Source organism: Streptomyces sp. NPDC052109, from assembly GCF_040680195.1.
Classification (GTDB): Bacteria; Actinomycetota; Actinomycetes; order Streptomycetales; family Streptomycetaceae; genus Streptomyces.
In genome coordinates, this window is sequence record NZ_JBFAWF010000011.1 from 36,772 (window position 1) to 52,434 (window position 15,663).

At 72.0% G+C, this 15,663-nt stretch carries 15 protein-coding genes and 2 pseudogenes; 7 read left to right on the forward strand and 10 right to left on the reverse strand.

What is annotated here, in order from left to right:
• Nucleotides 1-566: 566 nt before the first annotated feature.
• From AB0L59_RS22445 to AB0L59_RS22455, 3 genes are all read right to left on the reverse strand, one after another.
• Nucleotides 567-1,781 carry a methyltransferase domain-containing protein gene (locus AB0L59_RS22445; RefSeq protein ID WP_365586384.1) on the reverse strand — a complete coding sequence of 405 codons (1,215 nt, stop codon included), beginning with the start codon at nt 1,779-1,781 and terminating at the stop codon, nt 567-569.
• Nucleotides 1,782-1,956: 175 nt separating this feature from the next.
• On the reverse strand, nt 1,957-2,949 hold the full coding sequence (locus AB0L59_RS22450) for an XdhC family protein (protein WP_365586387.1): 993 nt from the start codon (nt 2,947-2,949) through the stop codon (nt 1,957-1,959).
• Between the two features lie 349 nt (nt 2,950-3,298).
• A complete protein-coding gene (locus AB0L59_RS22455; RefSeq protein WP_365586388.1) occupies nt 3,299-4,465 on the reverse strand; it encodes an NAD(P)/FAD-dependent oxidoreductase in 1,167 nt (388 codons plus the stop codon).
• 240 nt (nt 4,466-4,705) lie between these two features.
• Between AB0L59_RS22455 and AB0L59_RS22460 the strand changes: the two genes are divergently transcribed.
• From AB0L59_RS22460 to AB0L59_RS22470, 3 genes and pseudogenes are all read left to right on the forward strand, one after another.
• On the forward strand, nt 4,706-5,299 hold the full coding sequence (locus AB0L59_RS22460; protein ID WP_365586390.1) for a PadR family transcriptional regulator: 594 nt from the start codon (nt 4,706-4,708) through the stop codon (nt 5,297-5,299).
• A 321-nt stretch (nt 5,300-5,620) separates the two neighbouring features.
• Nucleotides 5,621-6,009, forward strand: a pseudogene (locus tag AB0L59_RS22465) (FAD-dependent oxidoreductase); the annotation flags it as partial.
• Between the two features lie 140 nt (nt 6,010-6,149).
• The gene (locus AB0L59_RS22470) at nt 6,150-6,845 is read left to right on the forward strand and encodes an alpha/beta hydrolase (RefSeq protein ID WP_365586393.1); all 696 of its coding nucleotides are present in this window, start codon (nt 6,150-6,152) and stop codon (nt 6,843-6,845) included.
• A 17-nt stretch (nt 6,846-6,862) separates the two neighbouring features.
• Here AB0L59_RS22470 and AB0L59_RS22475 read toward each other — a convergent pair whose 3' ends face one another.
• A complete protein-coding gene (locus AB0L59_RS22475; protein ID WP_365586837.1) occupies nt 6,863-8,008 on the reverse strand; it encodes an alginate lyase family protein in 1,146 nt (381 codons plus the stop codon).
• Between the two features lie 349 nt (nt 8,009-8,357).
• On the opposite strand from AB0L59_RS22475, the gene AB0L59_RS22480 reads away from it, so the two are divergent.
• Nucleotides 8,358-8,555, forward strand: a complete 198-nt coding sequence (locus AB0L59_RS22480) for a hypothetical protein (RefSeq protein ID WP_365586396.1) — start codon at nt 8,358-8,360, stop codon at nt 8,553-8,555.
• A gap of 206 nt (nt 8,556-8,761) precedes the next feature.
• Here the strand turns inward: AB0L59_RS22480 and AB0L59_RS22485 are convergent, their stop codons facing one another.
• Complete coding sequence (locus AB0L59_RS22485; protein WP_365586399.1) at nt 8,762-9,184, reverse strand: CBS domain-containing protein; 423 nt, start codon at nt 9,182-9,184, stop codon at nt 8,762-8,764.
• 38 nt (nt 9,185-9,222) lie between these two features.
• On the reverse strand, nt 9,223-9,492 hold the full coding sequence (locus AB0L59_RS22490) for a DUF5133 domain-containing protein (protein ID WP_365586839.1): 270 nt from the start codon (nt 9,490-9,492) through the stop codon (nt 9,223-9,225).
• Between the two features lie 170 nt (nt 9,493-9,662).
• Between AB0L59_RS22490 and AB0L59_RS22495 the strand changes: the two genes are divergently transcribed.
• Nucleotides 9,663-10,322, forward strand: coding sequence for a dienelactone hydrolase family protein (locus tag AB0L59_RS22495; protein ID WP_365586842.1), 660 nt, complete (start codon nt 9,663-9,665; stop codon nt 10,320-10,322).
• Between the two features lie 60 nt (nt 10,323-10,382).
• Here the strand turns inward: AB0L59_RS22495 and AB0L59_RS22500 are convergent, their stop codons facing one another.
• A complete protein-coding gene (locus tag AB0L59_RS22500; protein WP_365586844.1) occupies nt 10,383-10,697 on the reverse strand; it encodes a hypothetical protein in 315 nt (104 codons plus the stop codon).
• A gap of 102 nt (nt 10,698-10,799) precedes the next feature.
• Nucleotides 10,800-11,933 (reverse strand): CapA family protein, encoded by a 1,134-nt coding sequence (locus AB0L59_RS22505; RefSeq protein ID WP_365586401.1) that lies wholly within the window; start codon nt 11,931-11,933, stop codon nt 10,800-10,802.
• 253 nt (nt 11,934-12,186) lie between these two features.
• On the opposite strand from AB0L59_RS22505, the gene AB0L59_RS22510 reads away from it, so the two are divergent.
• Complete coding sequence (locus AB0L59_RS22510; protein WP_365586404.1) at nt 12,187-13,221, forward strand: sphingomyelin phosphodiesterase; 1,035 nt, start codon at nt 12,187-12,189, stop codon at nt 13,219-13,221.
• A gap of 26 nt (nt 13,222-13,247) precedes the next feature.
• Here AB0L59_RS22510 and AB0L59_RS22515 read toward each other — a convergent pair.
• Nucleotides 13,248-13,688: pseudogene (locus tag AB0L59_RS22515) on the reverse strand (alpha/beta hydrolase); the annotation flags it as partial.
• 96 nt (nt 13,689-13,784) lie between these two features.
• On the opposite strand from AB0L59_RS22515, the gene AB0L59_RS22520 reads away from it, so the two are divergent.
• Nucleotides 13,785-14,600: an SAM-dependent methyltransferase gene (locus AB0L59_RS22520; RefSeq protein WP_365586406.1), complete on the forward strand. Its 816-nt coding sequence runs from the start codon at nt 13,785-13,787 to the stop codon at nt 14,598-14,600.
• 101 nt (nt 14,601-14,701) lie between these two features.
• On the opposite strand, the gene AB0L59_RS22525 is transcribed toward AB0L59_RS22520, so the two are convergent.
• Complete coding sequence (locus tag AB0L59_RS22525; RefSeq protein WP_365586407.1) at nt 14,702-15,571, reverse strand: winged helix-turn-helix transcriptional regulator; 870 nt, start codon at nt 15,569-15,571, stop codon at nt 14,702-14,704.
• Nucleotides 15,572-15,663: the final 92 nt, after the last annotated feature.

The following is a 15,663-nucleotide window of genomic DNA, read 5'->3' on the forward strand; positions in this document are numbered from 1 at the left end:
CTTTGGAGCCGGCGCCTGCCAAGGAGGAGGATTCTGGAGCGCCCGCTCGGCCTGGTGTTCGGCGGATGGGATCCGGACGGTCCAGGGGCCGTCCGGGCGGGCGTACACCGGGCACGGTCCGGGCAGCGTGACTTCGCCGGTCCAGGGGCCGACGTGGTTGGCGAGTTCGTCCACGGAGCACGACCCGTCGGGTGCGAAGGTGTCTGCCAGGAAGTATCCGCCGTCCGAGGACCGAGGGTCTCCCGAGTAGTGGAGGCGGGCCACGGTCGGGCCGCCCGAACAGCGCAGCACGTCGGAAGCGGACCGCTCGGCGTACCGGTCGAGGAACACGGCGTCGGCGATGCCCGTCACCTCGACCGTCCACGGCGCCTCGGCCTGGATCCGCAGTCCGCGCACCGGCAGCTCGTCGGCATTGGCCAGGGCACGGCAGGCGAACGGCCCGTCCGTGTGGATGATCTGGCTGTCCGTCATGGGTGATGCCGCGGCGGAAGCGTACGTATCCGGGCGGGGGCGGGTCCTCCCAGGGCGCGGCACGTCCGATTCACGTTCAGCCGGTGGGCGACGGGTCATCCGCCGGCGCGGACCGCGCGGGCCAGGGAGTGGCCGGGCGCGTCCTCGTAGCAGGCCAGGAGCCAGCCCGCCGTTTCCAGGGCGGGCCGGAGGTTCTCCTTTGCCAGCGGGTCGTCGGGGTCGACGGGGCGTCCGTGGCGGGCGGCGCGCTCGGCGCGGCCCGAGGGATGGAAGAGCAGCAGGACGCCACCGGGAGCGGTCACCCTGGCCCACTCGCGCAGTGCCGCCGCGGGGTCGGGCACATGGTTGATCAGGCCGGCGCTGAAGATCCCGTGCACGGCGCCGGACGCGAAAGGCAGCCGGCAGGCGTCGGCCAGCAGCAAGGAGCCGTCGGCAGCCCGGCCTTCGCGCACGGCGGCGCTGAGCATCGCGGGTGTGAGGTCGACGCCGAGGACGGTGCCCCCGTCGCCGACCTGGGCGCGCAGTGCGGGGAGTGCCCTCCCGGTGCCGCAGCCCAGGTCCAGGACGCGCCGGCCGGTGCCCAGCCCCATCCGCTGGGCCGCCGCCGCGTACCGGGGGCCGTCGACGGCGAAGCGCTCCTCCCAGGTGGCCGCCCGCCGGGTGAAGAACGCGCGGGTCGCGGTCTGCTCGGCCCGTTCGGCGACGAACGCGGCGAAGGACCGGAACACGGTGTCGCGGTGCCGGGCCAGGGCTGCTGTGCCGGCCTCCCAGTGGAACTGGAGCCCCCACGCCGAGCCGCCGACCCGGAACGCCTGCGCCGGCCGTCGGTCGCAGGACGCCAGCACCGTCGCCGTCGTCGGAAGGTCCATCGGGCCGCTGTGCCAGTGCCGCACCCGCAGTCGCTCGGGCAGTGCCGCGAACAGCGGGTCGGTGTGCGCGGCCGCGGTCAGGCGTACGTCGCCGCAGGCGGTCCCGGCGCCGGGACCGGGCCGGGCGGCGGGACCGGGCCGGGCGGCGACACCGCCGGCCGCGACCGCGAGCAACTGCGCACCCAGGCACACGCCGAGGACCGGCACCCCGGCCTCCAGGGCAGCCCGCAGCAGTGCCAGTTCGGTGCTGTGGCCGAGGAGTTCCTCGTGGGCGGTCGTCGGCCCGCCGGTCACGATCAGGGCCACCATGCCGTCCACGGTGTCCGGTACCCGGTCGCCCGCCCAGGTCCGGCAGACCCGGAGCGGCGGTCCGCCGGTTCCGAGTGCGGCGTCGACGACGTACGGCCCCTCGTGCGGTGCGTGCTCCACGATCTGGATCACCGGCCCCCCACCTCCCGCTCGACCGTACCCGGACGACAGGATCGGGCAAACGCAGATACGAGAACAGGCAGCAGGAACAGATTGTATCTGCGACACCTTTTCCCGGCTCGGCAACGCACATGCGTTATCGCGTCGATCGAGGTGCGTCCGGCCGCCGCGCAGCCCCTGGCAGCGGTCAGGAGTCGACCGGTCCGGCCCCCGCACGCGGCACCCGGGCCTCGCGTCCGTCGAGAGCGGCGAGCACCTCGGCGCAGACGGCCAGTGCCGTCTCCGCCGGGGTGCGGGCGCCCAGGTCGAGGCCGATGGGGCCGTGGACGCGCCCGAGATGTGCCTCGTCGAGGCCTGCCCGGGCGAGATCCGCGGCGCGGCGTGCCTGGGTGTGCCGTGAGCCCAGTGCGCCGACGTACGGGATGCCGGTCGTCAGTGCACTGGCCAGGACGGGTACGTCGACGTCCGGTTCATGGCTGAGGACGATCAGGCAGGCGGCGGCCGGACGTTCGGCGAGCAGGCGGACGGCGTCCTGGGCCGAGGACTCCACGGCGGCGTGCCAGCCGAGCAGGCGGGCCTGCGCGACGAGCAGACCGGCGAGTTCGCCGCCCCCGACGATGACGAGATGGGGCACGGCGGGGAACGTCTCGATGAGGACGAGTCCGTCGTCCGTGATTCGGCTGTCCCGGCCGGCCCGGCGGCGGGCGAGCAGCTCGCGAGCCTGTTCGACGGCCTGGGCGGGCCCGTCGCCGGGCTCCGCCGCGGGCGTCACCACGGCGCTGGCCACCCCCGTCCGCGCCTCGTTCAGCCGGGTGACCAGCGCGGCGTCGGTGCCGTCGGCCAGCAGTTCCCACCAACGGCAAGGCACGGTGCCCAGGGACTGCAGCAACACCTCGGCCTGGCCACCGCACGTCAGGCCCGCCCGCTTCACTTCGTCGCCGTGGACGGACACCTCGCGTACACACGCGGTGCGGCCCTCGGTCAGGGCAGCGGCCTGCTCCGCCAGGTACGCGTCGAACACGCCGCGGTACAGGGTGCCGTGGCAGTGACCGTCCTGGTCGATCAGGACCGCGTCACCTGGATGCCGGGGGCCGAAGCCCCGCTCGGTGAGGGGGCGAGCGAGGACGCCCGTGCGACCCTGAACCGCCCACTGCCGTGCCGTCTCTGCCAGTTCACGCATGATCGTGGCCTCCTCGCTCCGGGCGTCGGCACCGCGCCACCCACTGTGGTCGGCGGCGGCCACCGTGGCCGGAATTCTAGTGAGGCGCCCCCGCGGCCCGCCCGCGCGCGGCGTGGACCCCGTACGCGCCGTCGCGGTTCCCCGAAACCCGGGGTCCCGCGGCCCCGGCCTACCGCAAGGGGACACGCGCTCCGCGCCCAGCGGGCAGCGGGCGACCCGCCTCGCCGCCCAGGCACCCTGACTGGGGGGCGCGTCGCCGCCGGCACGGTCATCGCCGGCGCCGTGCCCTGGTGCCGGCCGTCGCTCTCCGCCGGGTCGGCGATCACAGGGGCGAACCCTTGACGTGTCCTCAGACGGCGACGGGGGCCTCCCAGCGGATCCGGTGGTCGTACTGCCAGGCCATCTTCTCGGGGCCGGCCAAGCGGGCGAACAACGGCAGGAGGGCGTCCCGGAACACCCGGCCGACCGGCCCGGCGGCCTTCCCGCTGTTGGTGCGCGCGGCCTGGGCGATCACTCGCTCGGCCCGGGAGCGGCGGGCCCGCTCGTAGGCGGCGAAGGCCTCCGGGTGCGGCAGGTCCCGCAGCGCGCGAGCGAGTTCGACGGCGCTCTCCGCGGCGAGTGACACACCCTGGCCGGAGCTCGGGGACGTGGCGTGGGCTGAGTCGCCGACCAGCACCATCCGGCCTCGATGCCAGTGCGGGACGTGCGGGAGGTCCTCCATGGGACCGGCGGTGATCAGGTCTTCGGACCGGGTGCGCCGCAGCAGGTCCAGGGCGGGGACCGAGTCACCGGCGAAGGCCTCTCCCAGCCGGCGCAGCCACTCCTCGTTCGAGGTCTGTCGCACCTGCTTCCATGTCAGGTAGGGGTGCGGCAGGTTGGCGAACCAGACCCCGGTGCCGTCGTCGAAGGACTGGTAGCCGAAGAAGGCCCGGCGGCCGAAGGCCATGTACATCCGGTCCCCGGTGGGGGGCAGTCCGGCGCCGTCGACTCGCGCGCCGAAGCCGAGCAGTCCCGAGTACCGCGGCTGGGGCGCCTGCGGGTCGATCAACCTGCGCACGGTCGAGCGCAGGCCGTCCGCGCCGATCAGGATGTCGGCCTCCTCGGTGGTGGTGCCGTCGGCGAAGACGGCCTGGATGCCGGTGGCGCTCTCCCGGACGTCGACCAGTTGGTGACCGTGGTGGATCGGGACCTCCTGGCTCAGGGCGAGGTCGTAGAGCCTGCGGTACAGGTCGGCGCGCCAGCTGAACTGCATGGGCTGGCGGATCTCGGTGATGGTCCGGCCGCGGTGGTTCTGCAGCACGATGGCGTTCATCGGAGCACCGACCCGGTCGAGCCCGACGAGGCCGAGGGCGGCCCGGCCGTTGGGGGCGACGCCGAGGGCTCCGCCGACGCCGTCGGCGGTCGTGGAGTGGGACTCGTGCACGGTGGCCTCGATCCCGGCGCGGCGCAGCGCGAGGGCTGCGACCGGGCCGGCGATGCCGCCGCCCACCACGATCGCGGTGCGGGTTCGGTTCATGTCAGCGGGTCCTCTCGGGGGTCGGGGCGGCTACGGCGTGCAGGCCGCCCCCGCGGGGGGTGCGTACATCGCGTTGGCGGGTCTCGGACCGGTGGCCGAGGGGTTTCACGGTGGCGTGGTCCGCATGGATGCGCTCGGCGGACTCGAGCGGAGTCGCTGTTGCCACCCCCGTGATAGTCGCAATGAAACTAGTCTCACGTCAACTAGTTCAGCTGAGATGAGCACCGGTAGGCTCTGGACATGCGCAGCTCCCCTCTCGGCCTCACCGTTCTCTCGCTGCTGCACCTGCAGCCGCTGCACCCGTACGGCATCCAGCGGCTGATCAAGCACTGGGGCAAGGACCAGGTCGTCAACGTCAGCCAGCGGGCGAGCCTGTACCGGGTCATCGACCGGCTGCTCGAGGCGGGACTGATCGCGGTGCGCGAGACGAGCCGGGACCAGCAGTACCCGGAGCGCACGGTCTACGAGGTGACCGACGCCGGCCGTGCGGCGACCCGTGAGTGGCTGCGGGAGATGCTGGTCGCGCCGCGGGCCGAGTACCCGGAGTTCCCGGCCGCCCTGTCCTTCACCATGATGCTGCTGCCCCAGGAGGTGGAGGCCGATCTCTCCGCACGCGCGGCTCATGTACGTGAATGGCTCGCCGAGTTGGCGGCTACGGCCGAGGCAGCCCGGCAGCCGGCCCTCCCGCGGGTCACCATGCTGGAGGACGAGTACCGCCGCGCCGTGCTGACCGCGGAGCTCGACTGGCTCGACGCGGTCACGTCCGACCTGCGCTCGGGCGCGCTCACCTGGGACTTCGAAACCCTGGCGGCTCTCGCCAGGGCCACGTCCTGACACCGGCCGGCCGGCGTCGGGCGTTCGTCGGGCCAGCGGCCGCCGCGCCCCTTGCCCGCATGGCGGCGAGGTAGCGCGCGCCGGCGAGGCGGCGCACGCGTGCGTCGGCGAGGGGCGGGGTGGTGGCGCGGCGGCGGGCCTCTCGGGGACGGCCTCGGCGTCGGTGCGCGGTCGCTCGACGGGCACTGCCGATGGACGTCAAGGGTGGTGGTGCTGCACGATGACGCACAGATGGCTGATCGGCATCACTCTGTCACTGACAGGCCGCCGCCCCGGCATCGGAACCGTCCGGCGGGGTGGCCTCCGGAAGGAAGTGGCCCGTTGTCCTCCTCCGCCTTCCGTACCGTCCCCGCCTCCGCCGACGTCGTGATCGTCGGTGGGGGCGTCATGGGTGTGAGCACCGCGCTGGGCAGCGGCAGCCTGCGCGCCTACCAGGACTTCCCCGGGCGGCCCGGCGCCGACATCCGGCTCGACACCGTCGGCTACCTCTTCCTGCTCGACAGCGAACAGCAGGCGAGCGACTTCGAGGCCGGCGTCAAGCTGCTGAACAGCCTCGGTGTGCCGAGCCGCATGATCGGCCCCGACCAGGCCCCGCGCCTGTGTGGCTATATCGGCACCGACGTTCTCGTGGCCGCCGCGTCTCCCCTGCCGACGGGCACGCCCGCCCCGCGCTGGTCGTCCAGGGCTACGCGCGGGCCGCGGCGCGGGCCTGCCGCGCTCCGTCGCGTCCGCGCCGGCCTCGTTCCGTGATCACGGCACGGTGCGAGCGGACGCACGTCCTGGGGAGCCGGGCGTTCTGCTGTCGGCCGAGTTGGTGGCGCCCCGGGCGGTGCGGCGGCAGGATCGTCGCATGCGGCCGATCTTCGTTCTCGTGCACAGTCCGTCCGTGGGCCCCTCCACCTGGCGTCCGGTGGCCGAACAGCTCACGGCCGAGGGACACCGGGTACGGGTGCCCTCCCTGCTGCGGGTCGGCGAAGGCGCTCCGCCGTTCTGGCCCCGCGTCGTCGACGCGGTCCGCGACGATCTCCGGCAGGTCCCGGGCGGAAGTCCCGTCGTGCTGGTGGTGCACAGCAACGCGGGCCTGTTCCTCCCGGTGGTTCGCGCGGCTCTCGATCACCCGGTGGCCGGCTCGGTCTTCGTGGACGCCGCGCTGCCGGCCCGGAAGGGGCCCACCCCCGTCGCCTCACCCGAAGTGCTGGAGTTCCTCCGCCCGATGGCCGTGTACGGCAGGCTGCCGCGCTGGACCGACTGGTGGGACGAGGCGGACGTCGCGCCCATGTTCCCCGGTCCGACGGTGCGCCGTACAGTCGTCGAGGAACAGCCCACCCTGCCCCTGTCCTACTACGAGCAGCACATCCCCGTCCCCGACGGCTGGGACGACCACCCTTGCTCCTACCTGCTGTTCGGGCCTCCGTACGACGCCCCGGCCGCCGAGGCACGCGCCCGCGGCTGGCGTGTGGGACACCTGCCGGGCGCGCACCTCCACCAGATCGTCGACCCCGCCGGCACGGCCCGCTGCCTCGTCGAGCTCACCGGCGCGGACTGATCCGCCGTCGGCGCTGGTCAGTTGGGATTGTCGCCGTTGGTGAGCGTCTCCCACGCCACGAAGAGGTTGTCGGTGCCGGCCGGGCGGTTGCGCTCGGTCAGCGTCTGGGTGTTGGTCATGGCGATGCCCAGGCGGTTGTGCAGGGCGTTGTAGCCGGTCTCGGTGACGGGCCCGAGCCCCAGCTTGAGGGATCCGCCGCACAACCAGCTCGGGACGGCGGCGCCCAGTTCGTACTTGGACTGGAAGCCGAGCGCCTGCCGCAGCCGCTCGCCGACGTCGGTGCCGTAGAGATCCTGCCCCTGGATCCGGCTGGTCTCGGCGACGTGCGAGATGGCGGAGATGCCGTACCCGGTGTGCGTGAAGTCGCGGCAGGTCTCCTGGGTCAGGCCGGTCACGAAGGTGGACTGGCCCTGCCAGTACGCGACGATCTTGTCCCGGGTGTTCAGGTTCTGGCTCGGTACGGTCCTCGGCAGGTCGCCGTCGGAGGACAGGTACACGTAGGCGGCCGTGCGGGTGCGGAAGCGTGCCATCGCCGAGTCGTAGGAGGCCTTGTCCTCGAGGAAGACGGAGATGCCGACGGCCGCCTCCATCATCGTCAGCTCCCAGTTCCCGTTGGAGTTGGAGCCGTTGATGACCTCGGGCAGGTAGACGTTGCGCAGGAGGGTGGCGAACCGGCCGGCGTCGGCCCACGTGCCGGTGTACGTGTACTTGATGAGTTCGGCGGCCTTGGCCCAGGAGGCTCCCGCCCAGGCGGTCTGCAGGGGCGCGTTGCTGTTGGTGTGGTCCGTGAGCGTGGCGGACCAGGCGTCCATCAGCTCGATCGCCTTTTTCGCGTACCGGTCGTCGCGGGTGATGTACCAGGCGAGCGCGTCGGTGTACGCCGCGATCGCGTCCTCCCGCTCGTCCGTGCAGCCGTAGTTGGGGCTGGAGTACGGGCCGCATTCGACGACGGCACGGGGTTTGGGGGTGCGGCTGAGACTTGCGTACTGACTCGCCATCATCTGGTCGTACGCGCTCTTCCAGGGCTCGGCGCCGGCGAGCACCTTGTTGCGCGCGAAGTCGAGTTCGGCACGCGAGACGGTGACACCCGGGTGGACGAAGGTGGCAGGAGCGGCCTGTGCCCGCTGGGCACCGGGCAGCGAGAGCAGCCCGGTGGCCAGCATGGCGGACGCCGCGGCGAACGCGAGAGCGGACCGTGGTGACTTGCGGCGACGTGGAGCGGGTCCCTGCATAAGGCACGTCCTCGTATGTGAACCGGATGCGACTCCTTGAACGGAGTGTGCTGACCGATGACCATAGGTACGGACCAACAGGTCGTCAAGTGGCCGGACTCCGCATCCTTTTGACGTGCAGTCAGAGATCACCGCCGCAGGTCATCCGCTTCACTTGAGGAACGTCGCGCACGAGGGTGGGCGCGCCTCCTCACTCACCGGCCGGCCCGTACGCGCTTCGCCGGAGCCCCGTCCACATGAGTGCGCGCCTATGTCGCCGGCGAGGCCCGAGGGAGGGCACGTGGATGCCTCAGCCACCTTCGGCGTCTACGACCACGCGGGCATGCTGCGCGGCCCGCTGGTCGGACCCGCCCTGCCGCAAGGGCGCGTACTCCGCAGGCCGTCGGCACGCGAGGAGCCCCTGACCTCTCAGGTCCGTCGCGCGCCGCCACTCGCCGCGGCCGATGCCCTCGGCACCGGGGGCCGCGGTCACTCGTGAGCTGTCCGTCGTCTCTCTACAGCACCGTCTCCAGCCCGGGCATCCCCCTGCGCATGGCCGGCACCGGCGCACCGGCCACGACCTGCGCGGCCTGTGCCGCAGCGGGCGCGGTACTCGTGCGGGCCGGACGCCGCAGTTCACCGCGGCCCCGGCCCGTCGTCAGGGCAGCACCTGGGCGGCTCGGCCCGCGGCCGGCCGCCCGGGGATCATGTCGCGTACACCCGCTGGACGAACTCCGCGAGCTGGTCGTCGGTGAGGTGCCGGGCGATGTCGGTCTCGCTGATCATTCCGACCATGCGCTTGTTCTCCACCACGGGCAGACGCTTGATCTGGTGGCTCTCCATCTCCTGCAGGGCGTCGGAGATGTCGGAAGCGGCGTCGATCCACCGCGGCGTGCCCTCGCACAGGTCACCGCAGGTCATCCGCGCGGGGTCGTGGCCCGAGGCGACGCACTTCACCACGATGTCGCGGTCGGTGATGATGCCGCACATCCGGTCGCCGTTGTCCGGGTCGCTCACGGGAAGCGCACCCACCCCGTGGTCCCGCATCATCTGGGCCGCGCGGTCCAGCGTCTCGTACCGGGGTATCCACTGGGCACCCGGGTGCATGATGTCCTTCGCGGTCGTCATCGCTCGTCCCTCCGTCTGGCTCGGTGCTGTCCCTCGCGTCATCGGCGCCGCCGTCGGCCGGGAGCGGCCGCCCGTGTCCGCGCGTTCTGCTCCCTCAGGTAGGTGATCAGATCGGTACGCAGATAGCGCCGGGCGGCCTCGGCCGCCTCCCGCACGTTGCGCTCGCCCATCAACACGCACAGTGTGTAGCCCGAGTCCTCCAGGGCGGCACGCGAGGCGAGGTCGGCCGGCGCCGCGACGACCGCGAGCTGACAGACCCGGTAACGTCGGAGCTGACGGGTCACTTCGGATTTGGCCGGTAGCAGCATGAGGCTGGTCACCATCCCAGGGCCCGGCAGACGCCGTTCCCGATGGTGAGCGACGATGCCGTGCGCGAACACATCCAATGCCCCTGGCAAGGCCTTCAGCGCCATCGTGCACGACGTGGATGGCGATGTCTTGTTGGGCTTTCAATCGTGGGCCGGTGAGGTTGATGACCGTGAAGTCCGAGTCGGTCGTGGTGCCCGCCGACGGCGCCACGCTCCCTGGTGATCTCGTGATGCCGGACTCCGCGCGGGCCGTGGTGCTCTTCGCGCACGGCAGCGGCAGCTCCCGGCACAGTCCGCGCAACCGCGCGGTGGCGGGTGCCCTGCGGGAGGCAGGGCTGGGCACCCTGCTGATCGATCTGCTCACCGAGGAGGAGGAACGCCAGGACGTCGTGACCGGCGAGCACCGCTTCGACATCGCGCTGCTGGGGCGCCGCCTGGTGGCGGCCATGGAGTGGCTCGGCGCCCGGCCCGGCACCCGTGGGCTGCCGGTCGTCCTCTTCGGTGCCAGCACGGGAGCCGCCGCCGCGCTCCGGGCCGCCGCCGAGCGACCCGACGGGGTGCTGACCGTCGTCTCCCGGGGCGGGCGACCCGATCTGGCGGGCGACGCGCTCCCCGCCGTACGCGCCCCGGTTCTGCTGGTCGTCGGAGGTCAGGACGAGGTGGTGCTGCGGCTCAACGAGGAGGCCGCTGGACGGCTCCGGGTACCCAACTCCCTCCGGGTGATCCCGGGAGCGACGCATCTCTTCGAGGAACCGGGCGCCCTGGAGCAGGTCGCCGACACGGTCCGGGAGTGGTGCGAACAGTGTCTGGGGGCGGCGTCGGCGCGGTGACGCCGCCGGTGGCGGCGCGGCTGCCCCGGGGTGAGAGGCGGGAGTGCCGGTTCGTCCCGGTCAGCTCGGGTGCGGTCCTGCCTGCCCGCGCATCCCGCCGACGGTGGTCGTGTCCTGTTGCCTGCGTCCCCAGGGAGCCCGCGGGCGGCGGTGCCGGTGGCGGTGGGTGGCGGCTGTGGTCATCATCGCCAGGCCCAGGCAGAAGAGGAGGGCCAGCGCGAGGCCGGAGCTGAACAGCGCCAGACCGTTCATGGTCGCGATGTCGTGGGAAAGAACGGAAACGGTGTACTCGGGCCCGCCGGACAGATTGCCGAGGATCGCCAGGGCGGTGAAGGCACCCGTGCCCGCGAGCAGGAGCAGTCCGAGGAACAGCATCTGAGTCATCTCCTCAGGAAACGTCTGCCGCTCGCACGGGTACCCGCGCCGCTGCGGACATACCACGCCTGCGCGCGGCGTGCCGCCCTCCGATCGGCCGGTTCACGGATGGGTCTCCGGTGCCGGGCCGGCGGCGGCTGTGTCGAGGCTCAGCATGCCGTCGGCATCGATGCCGATGCGGACGCCGCGGCTGATCCGGTCCAGTGTCGCGCGCAGCCAGGCGCGGTCCTCGTCCGCCGCGGGCTCCAGCCTCATCCGGCGCGCCCGCAGGGGGAACATCCGCAGGCCGGTGGGGCGCCCGGTGTCCGCCGCCACCGAGACGAGGTAGCCCAGCCGCAGGTCGTCGCGGTACTCCTCGTAGCCCGAGATGCCCTCGTAGTCGTCGATGAAGTCGCCGCAGCCGTAGAGGATCAGCCGGTCCCGGTACACCTCGACCGGCCGGGGGTGGTGCGAGGAGTGCCCGTGCACGATGTCGACGCCGCCGTCGACCAGGGCATGCGCGAAGTGCTTCTGGTCGCGGGGGACGAGGTACCCCCAGTTGGAGCCCCAGTGCACCGACACGACCGCGATGTCGCCCGGTCGCTTCACCCTCCGCACTCGCTCTGCGGCGTCCTCGGCGGCCGCCGACGACAACTCACGGACGTAGGCGACGCCGGACCGGTCGATGGTGGCGGCCCAGTCGGGTGGGATGCCGCTGGACTGCGCGCCGAGGGCGAACACCAGGATGCGGCAGGCGGGCCCGACGCGGACCAGCGCGGGCGCGTCGGCCTCGTCGGTGTCGCGGCCCGCGCCCACGGCCCGCAGTCCGGCACCGGTGAGTGAGTCCAGCGTCTCTTCCAGACCCGGCCGGCCGAAGTCCAGTACATGGTTGTTGGCCAGGACGCACACGTCGGGCCGGGCCACCGTCAGGGCCGGCATGTTGGCCGGGTGCATCCGGTAGTGGACGGCCTTGCCCGGCGCGAACGCGTCACTCTGTGTGACAGACGTCTCCAGATTCACGATCCTGGCATCCGGTACGGCGCCGTCCAGCACCCGCAGGGCCTCACCCCACGGCCAGGCCGGGTCGACCGGCGCGGGGATCGGCCCGTTCACCGCCTCGGCGAGTTCCACGTACGACCGTGCGTCCGTGACGTAGTCCTCGCGCAGTGTCGGACGGCCGGGATGCGGGAGGATCTGGTCCACTCCGCGCCCGAGCATCACGTCACCGCAGAGAAACAGCGTCACCGCGCCGCGCATACCCCCACCCTAGGCGGCCTCTCCGCGACCTGGCCCAGCCGAGGTGCCATGTGAACAGGTATGAGAACGGCAAAGGGCGCTGGCAGGTCAAGTCGCTCCCGTCACGGTGAACTTGTCCAGACACCTTTTCTCCATGGGGCGATCGAACGAAGTTCCCCCGGCCGTACCCGCAGGCACCCTAGAGTCGCCCTGTCATGTACGCGTCCCGACCGTCGATCGCGCGTCGGGGCCACCCCCCTCACCAGGAGAGCGCATGGTCTCGCGTCGTACAGCTGCCGCCCTCACCTCCACAGCGGCGGCCGTGCTCGTCGGCCTCAGCGGCTACGCGGCCCCGGCCGCGAGCGCGGGCACCGGTACCACCCTTTCGGTGTTCGCCTGGAACGTCGATCTCGGCACCCCGATCGTCGACACCACCCAGAACGAGAAGGCGGCCCAGCGCACCCCGGCCATCGAGTCGATCATCCGCAAGCACAACGCGGACGTGGTGGTGCTGGACGAGGACTTCAACAACACCTCGACCGCGGACATCACCAGCAAGCTCGCCGACCTCTATCCGTACCACACCCCCGTCGTCGGCCAGACCTGCTCCGGCGGCGGCTGGACCGGCATCAGCGGCGACTGCTCCAACTCATGGTTCGTCATCAACGGCGGCACGATGATCCTGTCGAAGTACCCCATCAACGCCCAGTACGCCCACGTCTTCAGCAACTCCACCTACGGCACCTGGGACTACCACGCCAACAAGGGCGCGGCACTGGTGCAGATCGACAAGGGCGGGGTGAAGGGCTGGGTCGTCGGCACGCACCTGCAGGCCGACGAGTCCGACACCTCCACCGACACGACCCAGGCCACCCGGCTCGCCCAGCTCAAGGAGATCCGCTCCTGGGTGGACGGCATCGCCGGTTCGAGCGGGCCGGTGCTGATCGGCGGAGACATGAACGTGGAGTACTACGGCGGCCAGTCGCGCGGGGACTACGCCCACGCCGAGACCGCGGTGAACGGTGTGCTCGGCACCCCGGCCACGAACGCGGACCAGACCCTGCGGACCATGGACTGCCCGGTCTCCGCCTGGTGTCAGTACATGTCCGGCGTCGAGTCCTTCCCGAAGGACTACCGGGACGACCTCGACTACATCGGCTATCTGAACGCGGTGGGCCGCCCGACGCCGGCCGCGGTGTCCGCCGTCAAGGTGGACTTCGACCCCCAGGCGGGCTGGACGACCGGCCAGGTCGACACCGACGCTCCGAGCGACCACTACCCCGTCGAGACGACGTTCCAGCTCAACTGACCACCGCGGGCGGCCCGGGAAGCGTCTCAGAAGCCGGGCGCTCCCGGTGCCTGCGGCGACGTCGGGGCGATCGGCCGGCTCGGCGCGGGGCTCCGGCGACCGGACGCCCTGCGGGTGACGTCCCGCGCCGGAAGCCTTCCGCCACTCAGGTACGCATTGATGGTGCGGTCGGCGCAGGAGCGCGGGCCCGTGGCGTACACGCCATGGCCCTCGCCGCCCTCGACGTACACCACGCGCGAGCCCTTCAGGGCGTGGTGCATGCCGAGGCCGCTGGTCAGGGGGCCTGGGAGTCCCACCGGTTCTGGCCGGTGAGCAGGTCCACGTCGTCGTGCACCGCGGTGACGGGCTCGGCCGCCTGTCCCAGAACGCGCAGGGCACGATGGTGCAGGCGAAGTCGCCGTACACGGGTACCTGGCCTTGTCCCTGATCGCGTCACGCCGGTACTGCTCGGGGTCGCGCGACCAGGCCGCCATGCCCGAACCGCCAAGCGGAAGGCGGACGTTCGGACGTAGATTGGACCGGGGACGATCCACGCCACGACCGAACAGACGGGACACGACTCCATGACCGACCCCGCGACGACGCCCGAAGCGGCGCTGCGCCAGAGTATCGACACGTCGGTGCCGCACTCCGCGCGCATCTGGAACTACTGGCTCGGCGGCAAGGACAACTATCCCGTCGACGAGGAGGCCGGTGACGCGTACACCGCCGTCTTCCCCGGCATCGTCACCATCGCCCGCAGCAGCCGCGCGTTCCTGCGCCGCACCATCACGTATCTGGTACGTGAGGCGGGCATCCGCCAGTTCCTCGACGTCGGCACCGGTCTGCCGACCGCCGACAACACGCACGAGGTCGCCCAGCGGCTCGCTCCCGAGGCGCGGATCGTCTACGTCGACAACGACCCGATGGTGCTGGCCCACGCCCGGGCTCTGCTGTACTCCTCCACCGAGGGCGCGACCGCCTACATCGACGCCGACGTGACCGACCCGGACCGGATCCTCGCGGTCGCCGGGAAGACGCTGGACCTCGGCCGTCCCACCGCGCTGATCCTCAGCAACATCCTGGGACACGTCGCCGACCACGAGCAGGCCAGCTCCATCGCCACGCGCCTCATGAACGCCCTGCCGTCCGGCAGTTACCTCTCCGTCAACGACGGGTCGCGCGGCATCGATCCCGTCTTCGAGCAGGCCCAGGACGCCTACAACACCAGCGGCGCGGTCCCCTACAATCTGCGCACGATCGACGAGATCACCGCCTTCTTCGACGGCTTGGAGCTGATCGAGCCCGGCGTCGTCCCGGTCACGCAGTGGCGTCCCGAGCCCGGTTCGCCCGCCCCCGAGGTCGTCGCCGAGCACGGCGGGCTCGCCCGCAAGCCGTAGCCATCGGCCGCCGCCCGCGAACTGCCGGGTCAGCGGCGGCCCTCGGGTTCCAAGAAGCACGCCGGCCTCCGCGAGCCCCTACGGGCTGACCCTGGGCATCCTCACCGCCGAGTACGGGCGCAGTCGATGGCCAGGCGCAGGCTCTCGGTGACCGCGTGCGGGATGTCGACGACCGGGAACAGGGTGTGCCGCACGGTGCGTTCGGCGTCGATGACGAGAATCAGGCGTTTGTGCCGCAGCCGGCCGGCGCCACGGAAGGCCGGCAGTCGCAAGGCGGCGGCCAGCCGGTGCTGGGCGTCGGAGAGGAGCTCGTACGGCACCTTCTCGGTTCGGGCGAACTTCTCCTGCTCGTAAGGGAGTTGGGTGCTGACGCCGCGCACGTCCACCCCCGCCCCCCGGAAGTCGGGCCAGGCGTCCCGGAACAGCCGGTTCTCCAGCGTGCAGCCGGCGGCACCGGGGATGGGCTCACCCCAGTCGACTCCCGCGCCGGGATACGTGAACAGCACGGTCGCGGCAGCGTCGGGCGCGACGACGGGGACGTCGGCGCCCTGGGTGCCCGGCAGTTCGAGGCCGTCGGGCAGTCGGGTGCCGGCCAGTGCGTGCACCCGGGCGTACTCGGCACCGTCCTGCGCGGCCGTCGCGGTGACGCTGCCGTCGCCCAGCACCCAGCGGTCGCCCCAGTCCTGCATGGCCACGAGGAGGGGCACCAGCGCGATCCCGGCGTCGGTGAGCAGATACTCGTAGCGCACCGGTCGCCGCTGATAGAGGCTGCGCCGCAGGACGCCCTGGGCGACGAGTCCGCCGAGCCGCTCGGTGAGGACCTTGCGGGACAGGCCGATCTCCGCGGCCAGCGCGTCGAAGCGGACGTGTCCGCGGGCCACTTCCCGCAGCACCAGCACGTTCCACCAGTCCCCCAGGACCAGAGCGGCCTGGGCGATGCCACACGTCTCGTCAGCGTTGTGCATCCTCATGCGCCCATAGTAGGTTCCTTTTCGGTACTCACTTTGTTTCCGGGTGAAACTTATCGCTCGCCGTCCGGCGGGCCCAGCGTGAGGAGATGCAC